An 18,417-nucleotide genomic window follows, 5' to 3' on the forward strand; every position below is an offset into this window, starting at 1 on the left:
GCAGCCTAGCGCGATAGTGCATTCACGGAGACTACTGCGTGGACGCGGGCATGCCCTGTGCGGGTGGTCGTGTCGAGGTCGACACTTGTACATCGGGGGATCGCTTTACGTTCGCTATGCCTTCCCCGAGCCGATCGCGCGACGTCGGCGCGTGGGTGCGGTTAACAATCTTCGACCACCCAGCGGAGTTGGCGAGCTCCGAAATGTGAAATACCTGACATCACCAAGATATCGGATTTTCCGTATTAAAAGTATGTAGAATACCGCCCATGCTCATACTGGAGTATCGTACGGCGCCGGTTGGAACACCACAGGCCACCGGCTGTGCGATCACCATTGGGAGGGCGACCGGGGTCGCCTCCCCAACCAGACTGGTCATGCCTGCGCCCGACGCCGCACCGACGCTGACGGTGGGTGCTGCGACCGGCGCAGGTTCGGGCGCCGCCGCCGCGGCCAGCTGACGCGCAGGGGTTCCCAGCGATGGATTTTGGCGCCTTCCCCCCGGAGATCAACTCCGCGAGGATGTATGCCGGTCCCGGCCCCGGCTCGATGTCGGCCGCCGCTACGGCCTGGGACAATTTGGCCGCCGAATTGCATTCCGCCGCAAGCTCTTACCGGTCAGTGATCGCCGGATTGACCACCGGACGCTGGATGGGTTCCTCGTCGCTGGCCATGGCGTCCGCATTCGGTCCATACATGGCGTGGACGGCCGGGGCCGCCGCGCGCGCCGCCGAGGCGGCCGGCCAAGCCAGGCTTGCCGTGGAGATCTACGAGGCTGCCTTCGCGGTGACCGTCCCACCGCCCGCGGTCACCGCCAACCGAGTTCAGCTTGCGTCGCTGATCGCCACCAACTTTTTCGGCCAGAATTCGGCGGCGATCGCGGCTAACGAGGCCGAATACGGTGAGATGTGGGCGCAGGACGCCGTGGCGATGTATCAGTACGCCGCAAATTCGGCGGCCGCTTGCGGCGTGACGCCGTTCGCCTCACCCCCGCAGGTCGACAACCCGGCCGGGATAGCCGCCCAGACCACCGCGGTCGCGCAGGCGGTGACCACCTCGGGAACACAACAATCGTCGCTGGCGGGCCTCGTGTCCTCGGTGCCCGCCGCGCTGCAGGCGCTCGCGTCGCCCGCTTCGGTCACCTCGGGCCTCTCAAGCCTCGGGACGACCCTTGCGAGCTACGAACCCGGCCTGCTTACAAGCATTGAAAACTCGCTGCCCTACGCACTTCCCAACTATCTGATGCTGGGACCGACCCCGCTGTATGGATTATCCGCCGTGCTGTCCATGGCCCAGACGACGCAGGGCTTGATCAATAGCGCAGCCTCGGCCGCGCAAGGGGCGGCGTCGGGGGCGGCGAGCGCGGCCAGCTCGGCGGCGGGTGCGCTCGGATCGCTCGGAAGGGGCGTGTTGGGCAGCCTTGGCAGCGCGTCGGCGCTGGGTCCGATGTCGGTGCCGGCGGGCTGGACCAGCGTGATCCCGGCGGCGCAGGTGAGCGCCGCGGCGTTACCGAACGCCGCTTTCGGTGGCGCAAACGGGTCGCCGAGCCTGTTGAGCGCGCTGCCGCGGGCCGCTTTGGCCGGGTCGGGCAGAACTCTTGGACCGCGATACGGGGTTGTCCCCACCATCATGACGCGCCCGCCGTCGGGCGGATACGCGTAGGACGGCCAGCATGACCTTGTTGCATCGCGGTCGAGCCAGTGGTTCACCAGTAACCGCGCATCCGGTGCCCTTGCCCGGCGGCAGGACGGTACAGCGGTGGGAATACGAGTATTCACACGGCCTGCGGATCAGTGATTCGATGATCGTCTTCGCGTCGGTAATTCTCGCGCAGTACGTCCGATTCGGTGAGGTCCAGAACACGTCCGGTTATTCGGACCCGGTGATGACGCTGTTCTCGTTTCTCTTCGCGGCGCTGTGGCTGTCTTCCCTCGCGATATTTCAAACGAGATCGGCGCGGGTCGTCGGAGCGGGGATCGACGAATACCGGCGGATCGCCAGCGCGTCATTCTGGACGTTCGGAATCATCGCGATGGTCACGTTGCTCGCCAAGGTTGACCTGGCCCGCGGCTATCTGGCGATCGCGCTTCCCGTCGGCACCGTCGGATTGCTGACGAGCCGCCACCTGTGGCGCAAACATATCTGCCGAAAGCGAGCACAAGGCGAATGCCAGACAACGGTATTGGCGATCGGTGACCGACAGGCGGTTTCACACCTCGCGCACGAACTTACCCGCGATCCGGCGGACGGCTGCGTCGTTGTCGGCGTCTGCATTCCGGGATATGGGCCACCCCGCGGCGAAACCCTGACGGTCGAAGGCCGCGAAGTCCCGATTCTTGGTGATGAAACCCACACGGCGGCCGCGATTGACAGCTGCGGCGCCGGCACCGTGGCGGTGACGCAGACGGAGCATTTCGGCGTCCGGGCGATCCGAGAACTGATGTGGCAGTTGGAGACGACGGACGTCGACCTGGTGGTCGCGCCGGGCGTGATGGACGTGACGGAAGCGCGACTGAGCCTGCGGCTGATCGCCGGATTGCCTCTGCTGCATGTCGAAAAACCGCAATACGAAGGGACTCAGCGCTTTCAGAAGCAGGCCTTCGATTTCTGCTTCTCGCTGGCAGCCCTCATCGGGATATCGCCACTTCTCGTCGCGGCCGCCATCGCTATCAAGCTGACCAGCAAGGGGCCCGTCTTCTACCTATCGGAACGTATCGGCATCGATGGAAACCCGTTCACGATGGTCAAGTTTCGAACGATGACGGACAATGCCGACACACAAATCCACCGTCTGTTGTCGCTGAATGAAAGCGCGGGCGGGATGCTCTTCAAGATACGGGAAGACCCTCGGGTCACGCCCGTCGGCAGAATACTCCGCAGATTCAGCATTGATGAGTTGCCACAATTCATCAACGTGATCAAGGGAGAGATGAGCGTCGTCGGGCCGCGGCCCCCATTGCGGCGAGAGGTCGAGAACTACAACGGTGACGTCAAGCGGCGGTTGTTGGTGAAGCCGGGCATCAGCGGGTTATGGCAAGTGAGCGGCCGTTCGGACCTTTCGTGGGAAGAGTCGGTCCGGCTGGATCTGTCCTATGTCGATAACTGGTCGATGGCGGGCGATCTCGTGATCATCGCCAAGACCTTGAAGGCCGTCTTAACCAGCCACGGAGCCTACTAGGTGGCCGCGAGCCATGACTGAGCCGACGGCACAGGTTGGAGTCGTCCCATCGGTGCCGGTCGCGCGGATAGCCCGCGCGTTCTCGATCCAGTTGATCTGCCGGGCGCTGGGGATGCTGGCTTCGGTGGTTTCGGTGGCGATGACCGCTCGCTATCTGGGTCCCGGGCGCTACGGCCAGCTCACCATCGCGATCGCGTTCGTCGGGATGTGGACCAGCCTGGCCGATCTCGGCATCGCCACCGTGATCGTGCGCCGCGTGAGCTCCGGCCGCGGTGACCTTGAGCGCCTGGTGCGCGTCAACAGCGGCCTCGCCCTGGTCTACTGCGTTCCGCTGGCGGCGCTGGCGGCCGGGTCGGGGTTGCTCATCTATCACGACCTCGACGTGCGGGTGATGCTCGTGGTGCTGTCCGGGGGGCTGCTCATCCAGACCATGACGACGCGCTTCGAGCCGGTGTTTCTTACCACCGTCCGGTTCTCCGCGGTGGCAATCTCCGATGTCACGGCTCGGACGGGCACATTGATCATGGTCGCCTGCCTGGTCTCGGCGCACGCGGACGTCGTCTGGTTCGCCGTCGCGCAACTCATCCCGCCCGCCGTGCACCTGCTGATCCAGGGCACCGCGGCAACGCGGCACGTCTCGGTGCGCCCGATCTTCGCGCCGCGGGAGGCCGCCGATCTGGTGCGCGAAACCCTGCCGCTCATCGGATTCATGGTGGTCGGGCTCCTGTACACCCGCGCCGACGGGGTGATCCTCTCCCTGCTGAGCGCCCACGCCGAGGTGGGCGTGTACGGGTTGGCCCTGACGATCGCGTTCAACACCATCGTGGTGTCGCTGATCTTCCACAAGTCGACGCTGTCGACGGCCACCGCGCTATTTGCGCGTGACGTCGCCGCGTTCGCCGGCTTCCTGCGCCGCAGCGTCGAGCTGATGTCCTTCGTGGCGGTCCCGGTCGCCGTTGTCGGCGCGCTGCTGGCCGGACTGTTGATCGCGCTCTTCGGCGACCAGGCGTTCGTCGCCCGCGGCACACCGACGCTGGCGTTGTTGTTCGTCGCGGCAGCTCTGCGATTCGTCAGTGGCACCCTCGGCCAAGGTTTGGTCGCCGCCCATCTTCAGCACGTCCTGTTCTGGTTGACGGTCGCGACCCTCGCGCTCAACATCGCACTAAATCTGGCCCTGGACGGGCGGTTCGGTGCCGTCGGACCCGGCGTCGCGCTGGTGTGCACGGAGTTGTTCCACATGGCAATTTCCAGCCTGTGGCTGCGTCGCAGGTGCGGTTATCGCACGCCAGTGATGTTCATGCTGCGGCTGCTGGTCCCGACGGCGGTGAGTGTCGTTGTGACACTGCTGCTCTCGGATCATCGCGTGGTTGTCATTCTGGTGTGCGCGGCAGTCGCCTACCTGGCCACCAGTGCGGCGATCGGCCCGCTCCGCTGGTCGGCCTTGGGCTCTTTGCGGGCCTCGTTGCGCCGAAGCGAACAGATGCCGTGACCCGTCAAGCGGACCGCGGATATCCGACCCGTCGGGATCGGGCGACCACGAAGCGTCGAATGGACCGCGCATATCTGAAGCTTCCGGCCGGCGACACAGCCGCCGTGCCGTCCACCAGATCGCTTGCGGTGCTGATCGTCAGCCACCAGAGCCACGACCTGCTCGAAATGTGCCTCGGCAGCGTAGCTGAGCATTCGCCTGAGCTGCCCGTTTTTGTCTACCAGGACGGCGACGAGCCAGGTCCGAGCCGCGGGGAACTCGCCGCCCGGCATCCAGCGGTCAACTGGGTGTTGGGGCCGGCGAACGTCGGCTACGCCGCCGCCTTCAACGTGCTGGCCGAACATACGCCGAGCGATGCGGACCTGCTGTTGTTGAGTGCCAATGCCCAGCTGCGCGGACCGTTGAAGCGCACCAGGCAGCTACTCGGCCAGCCAGGTGTCGCGGCGGTTTCGCCGATGGCGGGTGACGCCGCCAAACCCGATCACGCCCCGTGGGACATCGCGACCCGCCAACTGACATTGATCCGGGCGCTGGCCGCGGCCGCCGGCTATTCCAACTCACGACGCGGCACGCCGACCTCACGCCTCTATGCTCGCCAACCTCGCGAGTCACAAAGCATCGACGGCTATTTCGGCGTCGCATGCCTGGCAATCAACCGCGTGGCCTGGAACTCCATTGGCGGCTTCGACGAGGAGTTCTTCCGCTACGGCGGGGAAGCCGACTGGCAGGCCCGTGCCCAGGCAGCTGGCTGGCGCATTCTGCTGGCCGACGAAATCGGCGTCAACCTCGGCAATCCGGTGCCGAACGAATCCGTCTCGACGGCCGAGCGCTGCCGTGATCGGGACTTGGTGCGCGCCAACACCTCTCTGCTTCTCGAACATCAGCACACTGTTCACCACGCGAACGCGTATCTCGTCGGCACGACGCTGTTGGAACGCCTGAAGCGGTCGAACCGCAGTGCACGGAAGAGCGCCGGAGCGCGACGCCGCGACGACTTGCCGGCGATTGTGATCACCACCAACCGCCTGGTCTACGGGGGTGTCGAGCGGCAAAAGGCGTTGTTGGCAACGGAATTGGATCGCCGCGGCTACTCGGTCACCATCGTATGCATGCAACGGCTCGGTCCAATCATCACCGAAATTCCGCAGACCGTGCGCGTGGTGCGCCAGCCCTGGTGGACGCCGATCCTCGACATTCCCCGGGGCCCGGCGGTGCTCATCACCGGCGACACGAACACCGAGACGGGATTTGGAACGTTGTGGCGCGCCGCCGCAGCCGGCCGGCGCTGGCTAGTCGCGCCGCATGTTCCGCCGGAGGAGGACCGGCCGATCTACTCTCGGCCGCTGACCGCCGCGATGAGCCGCGCGGACGGTTTTATTGTGCTGGCGCAACGACATTGGGCGATGCTGAGCGCGCAGCATCGGCTCCGGGTACGACGATTCGTTGCACCCAACGGCATAGCAGTAGCCGATGACCCGACCCCTTCGATCCGGACCGCCGGTGAACCGCTGCACTTGGTGATACTCTCGCGCATCGTCGAGCACAAGAACCCGCATCTGCTGATCGAGGCACTCAACGACTTGGTCGATCTGCCGTGGCGGCTGTCGATTTTCGGTGATGGCCCCGACCGGGAAAAGCTGCAAGCACGAACGCCACTTGCGTTGCGCGATCGGGTGCAGTGGCGCGGCTGGTCAGCCGGCCCCGGGCCCGCGCTGGCGGATGCGGATCTGCTGTGTGTTCCGAGCCGTTCCGAGGCCTTCCCGCTGGTCATTCTCGAGGCGATGGCTCGGGCGATACCCGTTGCGGCATCGGCGATCTGCGCTGTCCCTGAGATGCTCGATTTCGGCAGAGCGGGGTTCCTCGTCGAGCCCGTCTCCGTAGCCGGATGGCGCGACCACTTGGCCCCGATCCTGGCTGACCCCGATGCGCTGCCGTCTGTCGGTCAACGCGGCTACCAACGCCTTCGCAAGCTTTACTCGGTGGAGGCAATGACCGACGCCTACCTCGACGCGATCGGATCCGTGCTGTGAATTCTCCTCGGGTACTGTGGCTTTCACCGTGGACACGGCCGGCGGTGCGGGTGCAGACCGAGGCGCTATTGCGGCACGGGGCCGACGTGTTGCTGGTCACCTCCGATCAACACCCGGAGTCGGACGCGGCCCGTGACTATGAGCTGGTGCTCGATCCGCGGTTTAAAACGGCGCGGAGCTGGCTCCCGACCCTCAAGGCCTGGCAGCACATTCGCCGCTACCGGCCCGACGTCGTGATCGCCGAGATCGTGCGCGATCCACGCTGGATCGTGCTGGCCGGGCGGGGTCCGCGCATTCAGGTGGTGCACGACGACCGGCCACACGACCCCGACGAGCAGCGGCCGGGGTACGAACGTGCGGTATTCGACCGCTGGGGAGCCCGCTCGGCCGCCACCATCACCTACAGCGACTTTGTCGCGACCGCGGTCGCCGCCAACCGCGACGTCGCGGGCACGCCGGTGCACGTGGTACCGCTCGCCAGCGACCTTGACCTGGACCGGGTTCCGCCGTTCATGGGCCCCGAAGGGCGCCGCGACTTCGTGATGTTCGGTCGGCTCAACCCCTACAAGAACGTCGACGTGGTGCTCGAGGCTTGGCGGCGACATGTCGCCGGCGGCGGCTGGCGCGGTGACAACCTGGTGCTCATCGGCGCCGGGGGACTGGACGCCGGCACCCTGCCCGAACACACCGTGTGGCGCTCCGGCAGCTTCCGCTATTCCGACGTCGTCCCCACGCTGGCGGCCGCGAAGGGTTCGATCGCCCACTATCGGCGCGCCTCACAAAGCGGCGTGCAGGTCCTCTCGATGCAGCTGGGCGTCATGCCGATCGTGTCCACCGCCGGTGCGCTACCCGAATACCAGCCGCCGGGCCGCCCGCCGGTCGGCGTCGACGACGTCGCCGGGCTCACAGCCGCCTTCGACGCCCTGGCCGACCCGGTCGCCGCGGCGCAGCAGGGGGCCGACGCGGCGCGGCATTACGCGAACCGATGCGCCGTCGACCTCGTCGCGGAGCGTTTCCTGGACGTTATCGCGGGGGTGCTGGCGCGTCGGCGCTGAGCGGACGGTCGGGCTGTGCGTTTGAATGCGGTCGTCGACGAAAATCGGTGTAGCCATAGGCCTTTCGAGACGTGCGAAAGGTCGAGGCTAGTTCAAGAAACTGTCGGTGCGTTCAAACCCGGCATAACGCAGCCATTCCCCGGCGGCAGCCATCAGTTTGGGAAATTCCTGAAGCTGCAACTCCGGGTAGCGTTCCTTGAATGCGCCCGACGGCAATTTCCGCGCCGTCCCTTGAGTCCACCACAACACCTTCTCGACCGATGGCGTCGGTTCGATTGGCTCAGCGTCGCGTGCCGGCGGATGGATCCGGTTGCGCAGGTTCAGCTTTATCCGGAGCTTGGCCTCGTCCGCCATGCGCCTCTTGATTGCCTTGGCGGGAGGCAACTGTCCAAGCTTGAGGAGCTTTTGCGTCCAGCCCTCTTGGAAATCGGGCTCCGGCAGTCGCTGTATGGTCGATGGGTCCACGCCTATCTCCCGGCAGATTGCACCGTAATACCCTGCCCAGGAATGCGTTTCGACATCGGAAACATTGAACACACCCGACTCAACGTGCTCGGAGCGCGCCAGTTCCACGACGTGTCGGATCACATTGTCCACATGAACGAGATTGCATATCCCTCGGCCTTCGTTGAAAAGGTAGGCGGTACCGTCCACCAAGGCCTGGGCAGGCCCCACCAGCCAACCGGATCCCGGCCCCCAAATCAGCCCGGGCCGCAGGATCACGACCTTCACGGGACCATTGAACTGCGACCGCAACCATGCCTCGGCAGCCGCCTTCTGCCGGCCATACTCGATCCAGTGATCCCCATCCGGCACGCTATCTTCTTGCAGATCAAGCGCTTCGGCTCTGCCGAAAACCTCGCACGAGCTGAAGTGCACGAACAGCGGCACTTCCGCTTCCCGGCACGCCTGGTAGATCGACTGCACATCCCCGACGATGCGCGTGTCATCTCCATTGGTCAGGTTTACCGCCATGCCGCATCCGCGCAACAGCGGGACTAGCGAAGCGGGGTCACTTGCATCGCCGCGCACTGTACGAACGCCGTACCTCGCAAGACGCCCCTGGCTTCGACTCGACCGAACGACCGACACAAGCTGCAGCTCGGCTCGCAACTCTGCCTGTTCAATAAGGCGTGCACCGACATAGCTGCCCGCGCCAATCAGTGCGATGGGCTTCACCCGGCTCTCCAATATTTCGCCCGCGCCGCCTCTTCCTCAGAGTGGGCCAGCCACGGGCAGGCCATCGGTTGCGTGAGCTGATAAGCCTTGTCGATCACCGCTTGGACGCCTGCAGCCTGCACGCCGGTGACAAGGTAGGGCTCGCCATAGGTGATGCGCCGGAGCATGCCGATCACAAGAAGCTCGATGGATTCGAACTCGAAATCGGGCCGTCGCCGCTTCCCTCCACTTCGCTTCAAGTCCGCTGGCCATGTCGTGGTGGCCGGAACGCGCATCCAGCCTTCCCGCGTCTTGCGCCGGTAGGTTCGAATCTCTCCGCACTCAAGCATGATCTCGCCTGAGCTTCCCTGGATCCGCAATCCGTTGTTCAGTGGGTATTCCCAACTGACATGCAGCGTGCCGCGGGCATTGGGAAAAGCCAGTTCCAATTGCGAGTTTGTCTCGACGCCGCCCGCAAGACTATCGTCCACGGCGCTCAGCACCACCGGATCGCCAAAAATCCAGTTCAATTGGTCCAGTAGGTGCACACCTTTGTCGATGAGTGCACCGCCGCCCGCCGTCTCGCGAGAAAACACCGCGCCGCTAGCGGACGGCCAGTCGAAGGCGCCCCCCTCGCGGTACGTGAACCGAAGGTCATCACCGAGGTCACCATTCGCTACCAACTTCGCGACATCGGCAACACTCGAATAGAACCTTCGCGGAAAGACGACGCCGAGTGCTCGCCCCGCATTTTCCGCGGCAGCATTCATCCGGTGCGCATCGGCGGCCGTTGTGGTCATGGGCTTTTCGCAAAGCACATGGCAACCGTGTTCGAGCGCGGCACACGCATGATCGGCATGCAAACTTGGCGGCGACGCAATCAAGGCAAGATCATACGAACCGTTCTCGAGGGCGGAATCGAAGTCGGGATAGGGGCAAGCCTGCTTGAATCTGGCGGCAATCTGCCGGGCGCGCAACATGTTTGGGTCGGCCACACTGACGATCCGTAGTGCATCGGCTTTCTCGAGACGGCGCAGCGCGTAGAGATAATTCCCTTCGACTACTGCCCCAGCCCCAACCAACAGCACCTTGATCATCGACTGCCTTTCAAGGGAATTGAACCGAGTTGGGTCGCGACCAGCTCCGGACCGCAGTTGACGTGGTTTTGGCTCGTATCCTGAGCCCTACCTCGCAGTCCGGCAAACCCCATCGCCGATCCCAGGGCCAGGCCCAGCCCTAAGGCGTCCATCGGCATCTCCGGTAACGGCCAAACGGCTGATACCGCGAGGAGACCGGCCGCGACCGCTGCACTGATCCTCGCCGGTGCCGACGCACAACGCAGCGCCAGGATCACCGGCGTGAGCGCGAACAGCGCGAACACCGCCATGCCCACCGCCCCGGCCTTAGCCAACCACCACAGATAGAACTGTTCTGAATAGGCGGGGTGGAACGTCGAATGGAACTCATCGTCCCCGTCTGGTGGCTGATACGGGTAACCCAGGCCATGGCCGAACACCGGGGCCTGGGCGATAGTCTCTTTAAGTAGGTTGATTTCCCGCAGCCGGTCCTGCGCCGAAACATCCACGGCGAGCGCGCTCGACGAAACCCCGCCGAGCACCCGTTGACTGAAAGCGGCGAACTGATCGCCCAGCCATGCCGCGGCCTTCGATTGCTGTAGCACAAACAGCAACCCGGACACTGTCACCCCAATGACGGCCGCACCGAGCGCGGCGGCGGTGACCGTCCGGCGCACGGTTGCCCAGCTCAAGCTGGCAACGAAAGCAACGCCGCCGGCCACCGCCATAGCGATCAGCGTGTTGCGAGAGAAGGACAGCAGCGAAATGATCGCCGCTGGCGGACCCAACGCGAGATACATTACGGGCCTGGCCCGGCCGACGATCGCGGCGGCGACCAGTGCGCTCAGCACCGCGGTGGCTGGAGTTTGGGTGGACAGGATGAACCGCAGGGCCTGGGCGGCACCCGTCGTGTTTTCCAGGCTTTCCGCCCGGCCAGCCAGCCGGATGGCATGCAACGAACTTGCAATGGCCATGCCCGCCGAAAACCACAGAGTCACGACCATCACACGGATCGACCAGGTGACATGATTGCCGTAGACAATCAACAAGGCCAACACAAATCCGATCACCATTTCGAGCATGGCGGTCGATTCCCGCATCACCACCTTGGCCATGTGTCCAGCCGCGAAACCAGTGATGGTGGAGGACACCACCGTGAGCACCAAGATCCCCGGCAACAGGCAATCGCGGAACCGTGGTCGCACGGTTGGGAGTAGGTAGCAGATCGCCAGCACCGCGGCCACCTGGTACACGTAGATCGTCACCGGGCCAATGACTTTGCCGACCTGCAGGGCTTGTGGCAGTGCAGCGAACGCACCGAACAGCGCGACGGCCACCATGCCTTCGGGTTTCACCCAGTACACGACCACGCAGAACAACGCGCCGGTCAGCACCACTCCCTCGGTGGTCCTGCGCACCGAGAGCACGCCGAACACGAAGCACCCGAACACGAATACCGCCAGCAATACTCCGGTAATCGCCAGGCGATGGCGCTCCGCGAGGTAGGGAATCACGCCGGCTGTCCCGGCGCGGGCGCGTCGGTAGGCTGGACGGGGGTCGCAGGGGCGTCGCCCGGCCGCGGAGAGCCACCCAGCGTCGAGACGATGGCGCCAAAGGCCAGCAACGCGGTCACGGCAAGTTTCCAGTCTGCCCATTCCGGGCAAAGGTACGGAAATCCATTTACCAACCTCTCCCAGCCCACGCCATGCCAAGAGTATCGATTCGCTTTAGTGCATACTCGCGCCCAACACCCAATGCATAGTATGCGGCATCGTCGCATGTCACCGGGATCGCCCTATTCACCTTCTGCCAACAAGGCCGAACGCTGTGCCGGCACCGCGCAGCGGTTTCGCGGGTGAAAGTGTCGGCGGACGGTCAGATACGTCTCCTTCACCCGCAATCGGTGGCGGCGCAGACGGTGTCGGTATACCGCGAGATCGTTTCCGAGGTTTCCGCGCACGGTAGGGCCGCGCCTGCGCGTGCCTGACCGACACCGCCATCCACACCTGGACATACCGAGGATGCGTTTGGCCGTAAAATGGCCGTACGCTAGACGTACGCAAGCCGGGGAAGTGGTGTTATGGACGTGAAGTCTCGCCGGAGAGACCGGCGTATGGAGTTGCGGACGACGGCCGAGGAGCGGGAACTGATTGATCGCGCGGTAAAAGTCAGCGGGACCGATTTGACGGATTTTGTGATCACGCATGCGTCTGCAGCTGCTCGCCGGCTCCTTGCGGACCGAGACCACTTCGGTCTTGACTCCTCGACGTTGACACAATGGGAGAAGATCAACGCTCGGCCGGCTCGGGACTTGCCGGGCCTGCGGCGATTGATGCAGCGCCCTTCGCCTTTTAGCGAGTGAGAACCTACCGGCCGCCCGAACCGCTTTCCGGCCGTCATGATCTGACCCAATTCCGTTGCCGTTCAACCGAGCAGACCGAGTGGTTACGCAGGTATTCCCGGCAGTCAGCGGCGACCGGCACGACACGGGTCTTTGTCGTCACCGAACAGCAGAGAACGCAAGTCGTCGCCTACTACGCCTGGTGCATGGCGCAGTTGCATGGAGATGCGGCCCCCAGCCGGATCCGTCGGGGCGCCGGGCGCTACCCCCAACCGGTGGCTCTGCTTGCCCGATTGGGCGTCGACGCCGGCCACGAACGCGCGGGACTTGGAGCCGGACTGCTCCGGGACGTCTTCGCGCGACTCGCGGAGCTTTCAGACGACATCGGCTGTCGTGGACTGCTCGTTCACGCGGAATCGGCGGACGCACGTAACTTCTATCTTCATCTCATACCTGAGTTCGAGCCCAGCCCCACCGACAACCTGCATCTGGTGTTACTGATGAAGGACATACGCCGAACACTTCGGGACGCGGTCGAGGGCGGAATCAGCTGAGCGAGGATGCTCAACGACGGCGCCGGTGGCCCGCGCGCCCACCGGCAACACCCTGCCAATACTCCTCCAGCCACCCCGTCAGCTCGCGGGCCCCGCCCAGCGCGTCGGCCGGGGCGGACCGGGACCGGGCCGCCGCGATGGCCGCCGGCAGCTCCTCCATTTCTCGCACCACGGTCGCCAGCCCGGCCGCCCCCAGCTTTTCGGCAAGCGGCAGCTGGTGCTCGTCGACGTGCTCTCCAAGCCGCGAGCGGCGGGGGACCACTACCGGATGCTTCCCCTGCTCGACGCACAACAGCGCCGACCCGGCGCCCGCATGGGTGATGACCACGGAGGCGCGCCGAATCTGGTCGCGGACGTTGCCGAAGGACAGGAAACGCTCGAACGAGGCGTGGAGCGGCTCGTACCTGCAAGTTCCGAGCTGCACGAAAAAGTCCTCGCCCACCGCGCTGGTCCGGGCCAGCTCGTCGACCGCGCGCGCCAGCCGGTCGAAGGGATGCACCTCCATCCCCGTGATCACGAAGATCACACGATCCTCCCGTGGTATTCGGTGCGGGGGATCCGGTCGGCCAACTCGGGCCATTGCACCAGGAAGCGTGAGGCGAAGGGCTTGACCATCCGGGCGGTGAGCGAGAGCTCGGTGATGCGGGTGATGGATTCGACGAAGACGGTGGGGATCCGCAGCGGCCAGGCCAGCCAGAGAAAGGGGGCGGCCACGCCCGAACCGGTGGTCACGATCATGGCGGGCCGGTGGCGGATCAGGAGCCGCAGTGCCAGCGCCAGATTGCGCAGAAGGTTAGGCACGTTGCGGACGGTCGGGTGCGCCGCCCAGTAAACCTCCTTCTCGTCACGCAGCAGGTAACGAGCGTCGGCGGTCCCGAAGCTCACCCAGTACCGATCCTTGTCCTGCCAGAACTCTCGCAGGCAAAACATCTGGTAGATATGCCCGCCGGAGGACGCGACGAGAAGCAGGCGGAGCCGATGAGGGTTGCCCACACCTACCACCTGTCCCACCACCTCCGGTGCATCGAGCATGGTCGGCAGGTTGATGGTAGCGAGACCTCTTCTAGAGACGTGCCGACGGCGCAGGAATCGACGAAATCATCGGAATCATCAACAAGCCGGATGCTAACGTACTCGCTGTCGGCCGGAATGTACTAAAACAATAGCTTCTGGACCACTGCGCACGAAAACAAGGGTGTCCGGTATGTCGGCGGCAAGGGATGGGTGAATCGCCGATGCGGAACCTGGCGGGTGAGTGAGAGGCGCAGACCATGATTCGAACGGCCCTCGTCGGCCTCGGAAAGATGGGTCTGTCGCACCTTGCGATCCTTTGTGCGCACCCGGACCTCGACGTGGTCGGCATCTGCGATTCGGCCGGCTATGTGCGCGACGTCCTCGCCAAGTACACCGGTCTGCCCTGCTACGACGACTTCGATCGGATGCTGGCCGAGACGAAAGCCGAAGCGGTTGTCGTCGCCGTACCGTCGAGGCTGCACGCACCGATGGTCGAGAAGGCCCTCATGCGCGGGACGCATGTCTTCTGCGAGAAGCCGTTCGTCCTTGATGTCAGGGATGGTGAACGCCTGGCGGCCTTGGCGGAGAGCGCTCAACTCGTTACCCAGGTCGGCTACCACTGCCGCTTCATCGGCGCCTTCCAGGAGGCGGCACGAATCGTCGCGTCGGGCGCCCTCGGGCGGCTGCACCACGTCCGTGGGGAGGCATACGGCCCGGTTGTGCTCCGCGAAAAAGGCGGCACGTGGCGCGGGGTGAAGGCCGAAGGCGGTGGCGCGCTCTACGACTATGCGTGCCACGCCATCGACCTGATGAACTTCATCGCCGGCGTCCCCCATTCGATCGACGGAATAGTCCGCCACAGCATTTTCTCGCGCGACGTCGACGACGAGGTCTACTGCACGATGCGCTATGCCGACGGCGCAAGCGGTCAGCTGTGCGTGAACTGGAGCGACGAGAGCTTCCGCAAGATGTCGACAAAGGTGTCGGTGTGGGGAACAAACGGCCGCATCACCGCCGATCGGCAGGAGTGCCAAATCTATCTGCGCGAAACGCACCCCAAGCTCCCCGAGCTGACGCAGGGATGGACGATCCGGTACACCACAGACCTCACCGAGGAAGTCTGGTATTACCTGCGCGGCGAGGAATATTCGGCGCAGATCGACTATTTCGCCAAGAGCGTGGAGAACAACCGGGTGAACGGCGAGAACACATTTCGCTCGGCGCTCGACGTCGATCGTGTGGTCAACATGATGACCGGTGCCGCGCCGCCATCGCGGCCCGCGGCGAACGGGTCGCCTCGCGCATTCCGCCGCGGCGTCATTGCGCGCATCAGGAAATCCGCAACCTCAACGGCATCGTGACCATGGACCGTGTGCTCTTCGGGGACAACCAATTTTTCGGCGTCAACCACATGTCCGAGGAGAAGGCGCGCGCCCAGGCGATACGCTTCCAGCACCTCCCGGCTGTGCTCGCGACGCTGGACGACGCCTATCGGGAAGGCATCCGCACGTTCGTCTGCACGACCCACGATCGCGTTGGCGAAATCTGTGATCACTTCCGCGCCAACAAGGTTGAATACCCCGATTACATCTTTTATCCCTGCATGCCCTATGCGCACAAATATGCTAATGCCGTGACCGAGGACGGGATGGTCGAGGCGCTCCGGAAGTTCTTGCCGGACGACGGGATTGTCAGGTCGATGTTCAAGGGCGGCGTCGCAATCGCCAGCAAGGACGTCGAACCGCTGATGCAACTGTTGGTCGATGCCGAGATGAAGATGTTCGCGGGGCTTTCGACGCCCGTCATCTTCATTCAAAACGTCGTCACCGACTTGCTCCTCGGACTCGGCATGGATGAGATCTTCCGGCTGTTCGCCGACCACGTGAAGCGTCAGTACGATGCGGAGCCCGGCTTCATCACGATGAACCTCCCGCGGCTGCTCGATGCGCTCGATAGGCAAGGGATCGAGAACCCCATCGTGTGCGCCAACGTCAACAAGATCGGCTTCCGGATGTGCGGGGGCATAGAGCTTTACGAGAAAACAATCCGCGAACGCCGCTGCCGGCTGATCGCGATGTCGGTCTTCGCCTCGGGCGCAATTGCGCCACGCGAGGCGATCGAATACGTCTGCGGACAACCGCAGATCCAGTCGATCGTGTTTGGCGCGTCCAGCCGTGCGAACATCCGGCAGACAAAGTCCCTGATCGACGAACTCTGGAAAGTTCGGACATGATTCCTGGGCATGCGTGACATGGACCGTCGACGTTCACCCGGTGTCAACTTGCTCAACGGCACACCGGTTCCGGAAGAACAAGCCCGACATGGCAATTCGGGTATGCAAACGGTTGGTTTAGCGTCCGCTCACTGGTATAACCTTGTGCCCGGCGGCATCCGGTCGTGGGGCCTCGAACACAACAGCGGGTGGAAAGCGTTGGTTACGCTGGTCTCCGCCCGTACCCATACCGCATTGCGTTGCTCGGCCCGCTCGACGCGAGACGAGAATGCCGGCACTGCGGCCGCTACGCGACGGAACGGCTGAGCGGGTTTCTGATGTGTGGCATCTGTGGCATCTGGACTGGTGCTGATCCGACAGCCACGCACGGGCGAATCGACCGCATGTTGGACACCATCGTCCACCGCGGCCCGGACACCTCAGGACGATTCGAACGACCCGGGCTCGCCCTCGGGATGTGTCGACTAGCAATCATCGATCTCGCGGGCGGCGACCAGCCGATCTTTAACGAGGACAGATCGGTCGCCGTCGTCTTCAACGGCGAAATCTACAACTTTCGTGATCTACGTGCCGAACTTGAGCGTAGCGGCCACCGTTTCACTACACGTTGTGACACAGAGGTTCTCGTGCACGGCTACGAGCAATGGGGCGACGAGATGCTTCACCGCCTCGTGGGCATGTTCGTCTTTGCTCTCTGGGATGAGAACCGCCGCCGGTTGCTCCTCGCCCGAGACCGTTTTGGTAAGAAGCCCCTCTACTACTCACGTCGTGGCCGCGAGATTGTATTCGGGTCCGAGATCAAAGCCCTGCTGGCTGCGGGTGTGTCTGCGGATCTTGATGACGGCGCTCTCGAGGATTACCTGGCGCTACGCTATGTCCCCGCCCCCCGGACGCTCTTTCGGTCCGTATATCAGCTCCCCGCTGGCCACAAGATGGTCATCAGCGAGGACCACGTCGAGATCCAGCGCTGGTGGCGATTGCGTTACCACCCGAAACTGGCGCTCACGCTGGCCCAAGCGGCCGACAACATCGAGGACCTTACGCGCACGGCCGTGGAGCGACGCCTCGTGAGCGACGTACCGCTCGGCTGCTTTCTATCGGGAGGCCTCGACTCGAGCACCGTACTCTCCTTCATGGCGGAGCTGAGTGGCGAGCCAGTACGCACGTTCTCGGTCGGCTTCGACGAGAGCTGGGTAAGCGATGAGCTGACAGCCGCGCGCTCGACAGCGCGGGCCTTCGGTACGCGCCACCATGAGATACGCCTCGGACCCGACGAGTTCCTGCAACTGATACCGGTGGCGGTCTGGCACCGAGACGAACCACTTGCTGAGCCGTCGGAAATCCCGCTTCTGGCAATGTCGCGGATGGCACGCGAGCATGTCAAGGTCGTTCTCTCGGGCGAGGGGGGCGACGAGCTATTCGGCGGTTACCCGAAATACCGCGCGGACGCTGTGCTGGCCCGCGCGGGTCGAGTCGGGCGGGCCGTCGTAGGTGAGCAGCAGCTGCGTCGCCTGGCCGGCTGGCACCGGTTACCGCGGCGAGCCCGGATGGCTGTTGCAGCACTCGCGACCGCAGCCCCGGCCGAACGCTGGCCAGCCTGGTTCGGTGCCGACCCTCAGGCGGAGCTATCCCCTGACGGCCTGCGGCCGCTCGACTCGGTGCTTGCAGACATCGACGCCGGTCTTGGCGCGCTCGACCGCATGCTCGCGTTGGATGTGGGGAGCTATTTGGTTGACAACCTGCTCGTACGCGGCGACAAGATGACGATGGCGGCATCGATCGAAGGCCGGATGCCGCTGCTCGACCACAATCTGGCGGAGTTTGCGGCCCGGCTGCCGGAAGAGTTCAAGGCCTCCCCCTGGCGCACGAAGATCGTCATCCGCGAGGTCGCTCGTCGACGTCTTCCCCAGTCACTTCTATCCCGCAAGAAAATCGGCTTTGCCGTCCCAGTGGCATCGTGGTTCCGGGGCAGCCTTGGGGACGCTTTGGAGCATCTCGTCGGGCGCGACGCGCGCTCCGAACCCTTGGTAGACCCGGAGCGGGTCCGCAGGGCGCTCGCACTGCACCGGCTCGGTCGCCACGACTTTGGCAAAGAGCTCTGGAGCATACTGACGCTCGACATCTGGGCTCGAGTGTTTCTTGACGGCGCCGAACCGGCCAGCCTCACGTTCAGCATTGAGCGTTGACCGCGCAATCACCCATCCCGTTCCCGAGGCTGGCCACTTCACCATCACCGGCGGCACTTGGTGGCCGCTGACGGCGAGCGAGCAGGTCCTGCCAGCCTGCTGA

15 protein-coding genes are annotated in these 18,417 nt (G+C 64.4%); 10 read left to right on the forward strand and 5 right to left on the reverse strand.

Annotated elements, in window-relative coordinates; genetic code table 11:
- Positions 1-480 precede the first annotated feature (480 nt).
- The 5 genes from K3U93_RS19470 (at position 481) to K3U93_RS19490 (ending at position 7,752) form a co-directional block, all read left to right on the forward strand.
- Positions 481-1,662: a PPE family protein gene (locus K3U93_RS19470; protein ID WP_083011545.1), complete on the forward strand. Its 1,182-nt coding sequence runs from the start codon at positions 481-483 to the stop codon at positions 1,660-1,662.
- A gap of 10 nt (positions 1,663-1,672) precedes the next feature.
- Complete coding sequence (locus K3U93_RS19475) at positions 1,673-3,178, forward strand: sugar transferase (protein ID WP_083011546.1); 1,506 nt, start codon at positions 1,673-1,675, stop codon at positions 3,176-3,178.
- A 13-nt stretch (positions 3,179-3,191) separates the two neighbouring features.
- The gene (locus tag K3U93_RS19480) at positions 3,192-4,667 is read left to right on the forward strand and encodes an oligosaccharide flippase family protein (protein ID WP_083011547.1); all 1,476 of its coding nucleotides are present in this window, start codon (positions 3,192-3,194) and stop codon (positions 4,665-4,667) included.
- Between the two features lie 167 nt (positions 4,668-4,834).
- Positions 4,835-6,697 (forward strand): glycosyltransferase, encoded by a 1,863-nt coding sequence (locus K3U93_RS19485; RefSeq protein ID WP_420915425.1) that lies wholly within the window; start codon positions 4,835-4,837, stop codon positions 6,695-6,697.
- Positions 6,694-7,752 carry a glycosyltransferase family 4 protein gene (locus K3U93_RS19490; RefSeq protein ID WP_083011549.1) on the forward strand — a complete coding sequence of 353 codons (1,059 nt, stop codon included), beginning with the start codon at positions 6,694-6,696 and terminating at the stop codon, positions 7,750-7,752. The genes K3U93_RS19485 and K3U93_RS19490 overlap by 4 nt, the downstream gene beginning before the upstream one ends.
- An 87-nt stretch (positions 7,753-7,839) precedes the next feature.
- Here the strand turns inward: K3U93_RS19490 and K3U93_RS19495 are convergent, their stop codons facing one another.
- The 3 genes from K3U93_RS19495 to K3U93_RS19505 are packed head-to-tail and all read right to left on the reverse strand — an operon-like array spanning position 7,840 to position 11,500.
- Positions 7,840-8,931, reverse strand: a complete 1,092-nt coding sequence (locus K3U93_RS19495; RefSeq protein ID WP_176220036.1) for an NAD-dependent epimerase/dehydratase family protein — start codon at positions 8,929-8,931, stop codon at positions 7,840-7,842.
- A complete protein-coding gene (locus K3U93_RS19500) occupies positions 8,928-10,007 on the reverse strand; it encodes a Gfo/Idh/MocA family protein (RefSeq protein ID WP_083011551.1) in 1,080 nt (359 codons plus the stop codon). Before K3U93_RS19500 ends, K3U93_RS19495 begins: the two co-directional genes overlap by 4 nt.
- Positions 10,004-11,500 (reverse strand): O-antigen ligase family protein, encoded by a 1,497-nt coding sequence (locus K3U93_RS19505; RefSeq protein ID WP_083011552.1) that lies wholly within the window; start codon positions 11,498-11,500, stop codon positions 10,004-10,006. The genes K3U93_RS19500 and K3U93_RS19505 overlap by 4 nt, the downstream gene beginning before the upstream one ends.
- A gap of 599 nt (positions 11,501-12,099) precedes the next feature.
- On the opposite strand from K3U93_RS19505, the gene K3U93_RS25530 reads away from it, so the two are divergent.
- Both K3U93_RS25530 and K3U93_RS19515 read left to right on the forward strand, forming a co-directional pair.
- Positions 12,100-12,348 carry a type II toxin-antitoxin system TacA family antitoxin gene (locus K3U93_RS25530; protein WP_217808442.1) on the forward strand — a complete coding sequence of 83 codons (249 nt, stop codon included), beginning with the start codon at positions 12,100-12,102 and terminating at the stop codon, positions 12,346-12,348.
- A gap of 254 nt (positions 12,349-12,602) precedes the next feature.
- A complete protein-coding gene (locus tag K3U93_RS19515; protein WP_220688555.1) occupies positions 12,603-12,881 on the forward strand; it encodes an N-acetyltransferase in 279 nt (92 codons plus the stop codon).
- Between the two features lie 10 nt (positions 12,882-12,891).
- Here K3U93_RS19515 and K3U93_RS19520 read toward each other — a convergent pair whose 3' ends face one another.
- Positions 12,892-13,407 carry a glycosyltransferase gene (locus K3U93_RS19520; RefSeq protein WP_083011554.1) on the reverse strand — a complete coding sequence of 172 codons (516 nt, stop codon included), beginning with the start codon at positions 13,405-13,407 and terminating at the stop codon, positions 12,892-12,894.
- The gene (locus K3U93_RS19525) at positions 13,404-13,913 is read right to left on the reverse strand and encodes a UDP-N-acetylglucosamine--LPS N-acetylglucosamine transferase (protein WP_083011555.1); all 510 of its coding nucleotides are present in this window, start codon (positions 13,911-13,913) and stop codon (positions 13,404-13,406) included. The genes K3U93_RS19520 and K3U93_RS19525 overlap by 4 nt, the downstream gene beginning before the upstream one ends.
- Before the next feature lie 239 nt (positions 13,914-14,152).
- Between K3U93_RS19525 and K3U93_RS19530 the strand changes: the two genes are divergently transcribed.
- From K3U93_RS19530 to asnB, 3 genes are all read left to right on the forward strand, one after another.
- Positions 14,153-15,256, forward strand: coding sequence for a Gfo/Idh/MocA family protein (locus tag K3U93_RS19530; RefSeq protein WP_083011556.1), 1,104 nt, complete (start codon positions 14,153-14,155; stop codon positions 15,254-15,256).
- Complete coding sequence (locus K3U93_RS19535) at positions 15,253-16,128, forward strand: hypothetical protein (protein ID WP_083011557.1); 876 nt, start codon at positions 15,253-15,255, stop codon at positions 16,126-16,128. Before K3U93_RS19530 ends, K3U93_RS19535 begins: the two co-directional genes overlap by 4 nt.
- A gap of 317 nt (positions 16,129-16,445) precedes the next feature.
- Complete coding sequence (gene asnB, locus K3U93_RS19540; protein ID WP_083011558.1) at positions 16,446-18,314, forward strand: asparagine synthase (glutamine-hydrolyzing); 1,869 nt, start codon at positions 16,446-16,448, stop codon at positions 18,312-18,314.
- The last annotated feature ends 103 nt before the right edge of the window (positions 18,315-18,417 follow it).

Source organism: Mycobacterium malmoense (genome assembly GCF_019645855.1).
In the GTDB taxonomy this organism is placed as follows: Bacteria; Actinomycetota; Actinomycetes; order Mycobacteriales; family Mycobacteriaceae; genus Mycobacterium; species Mycobacterium malmoense.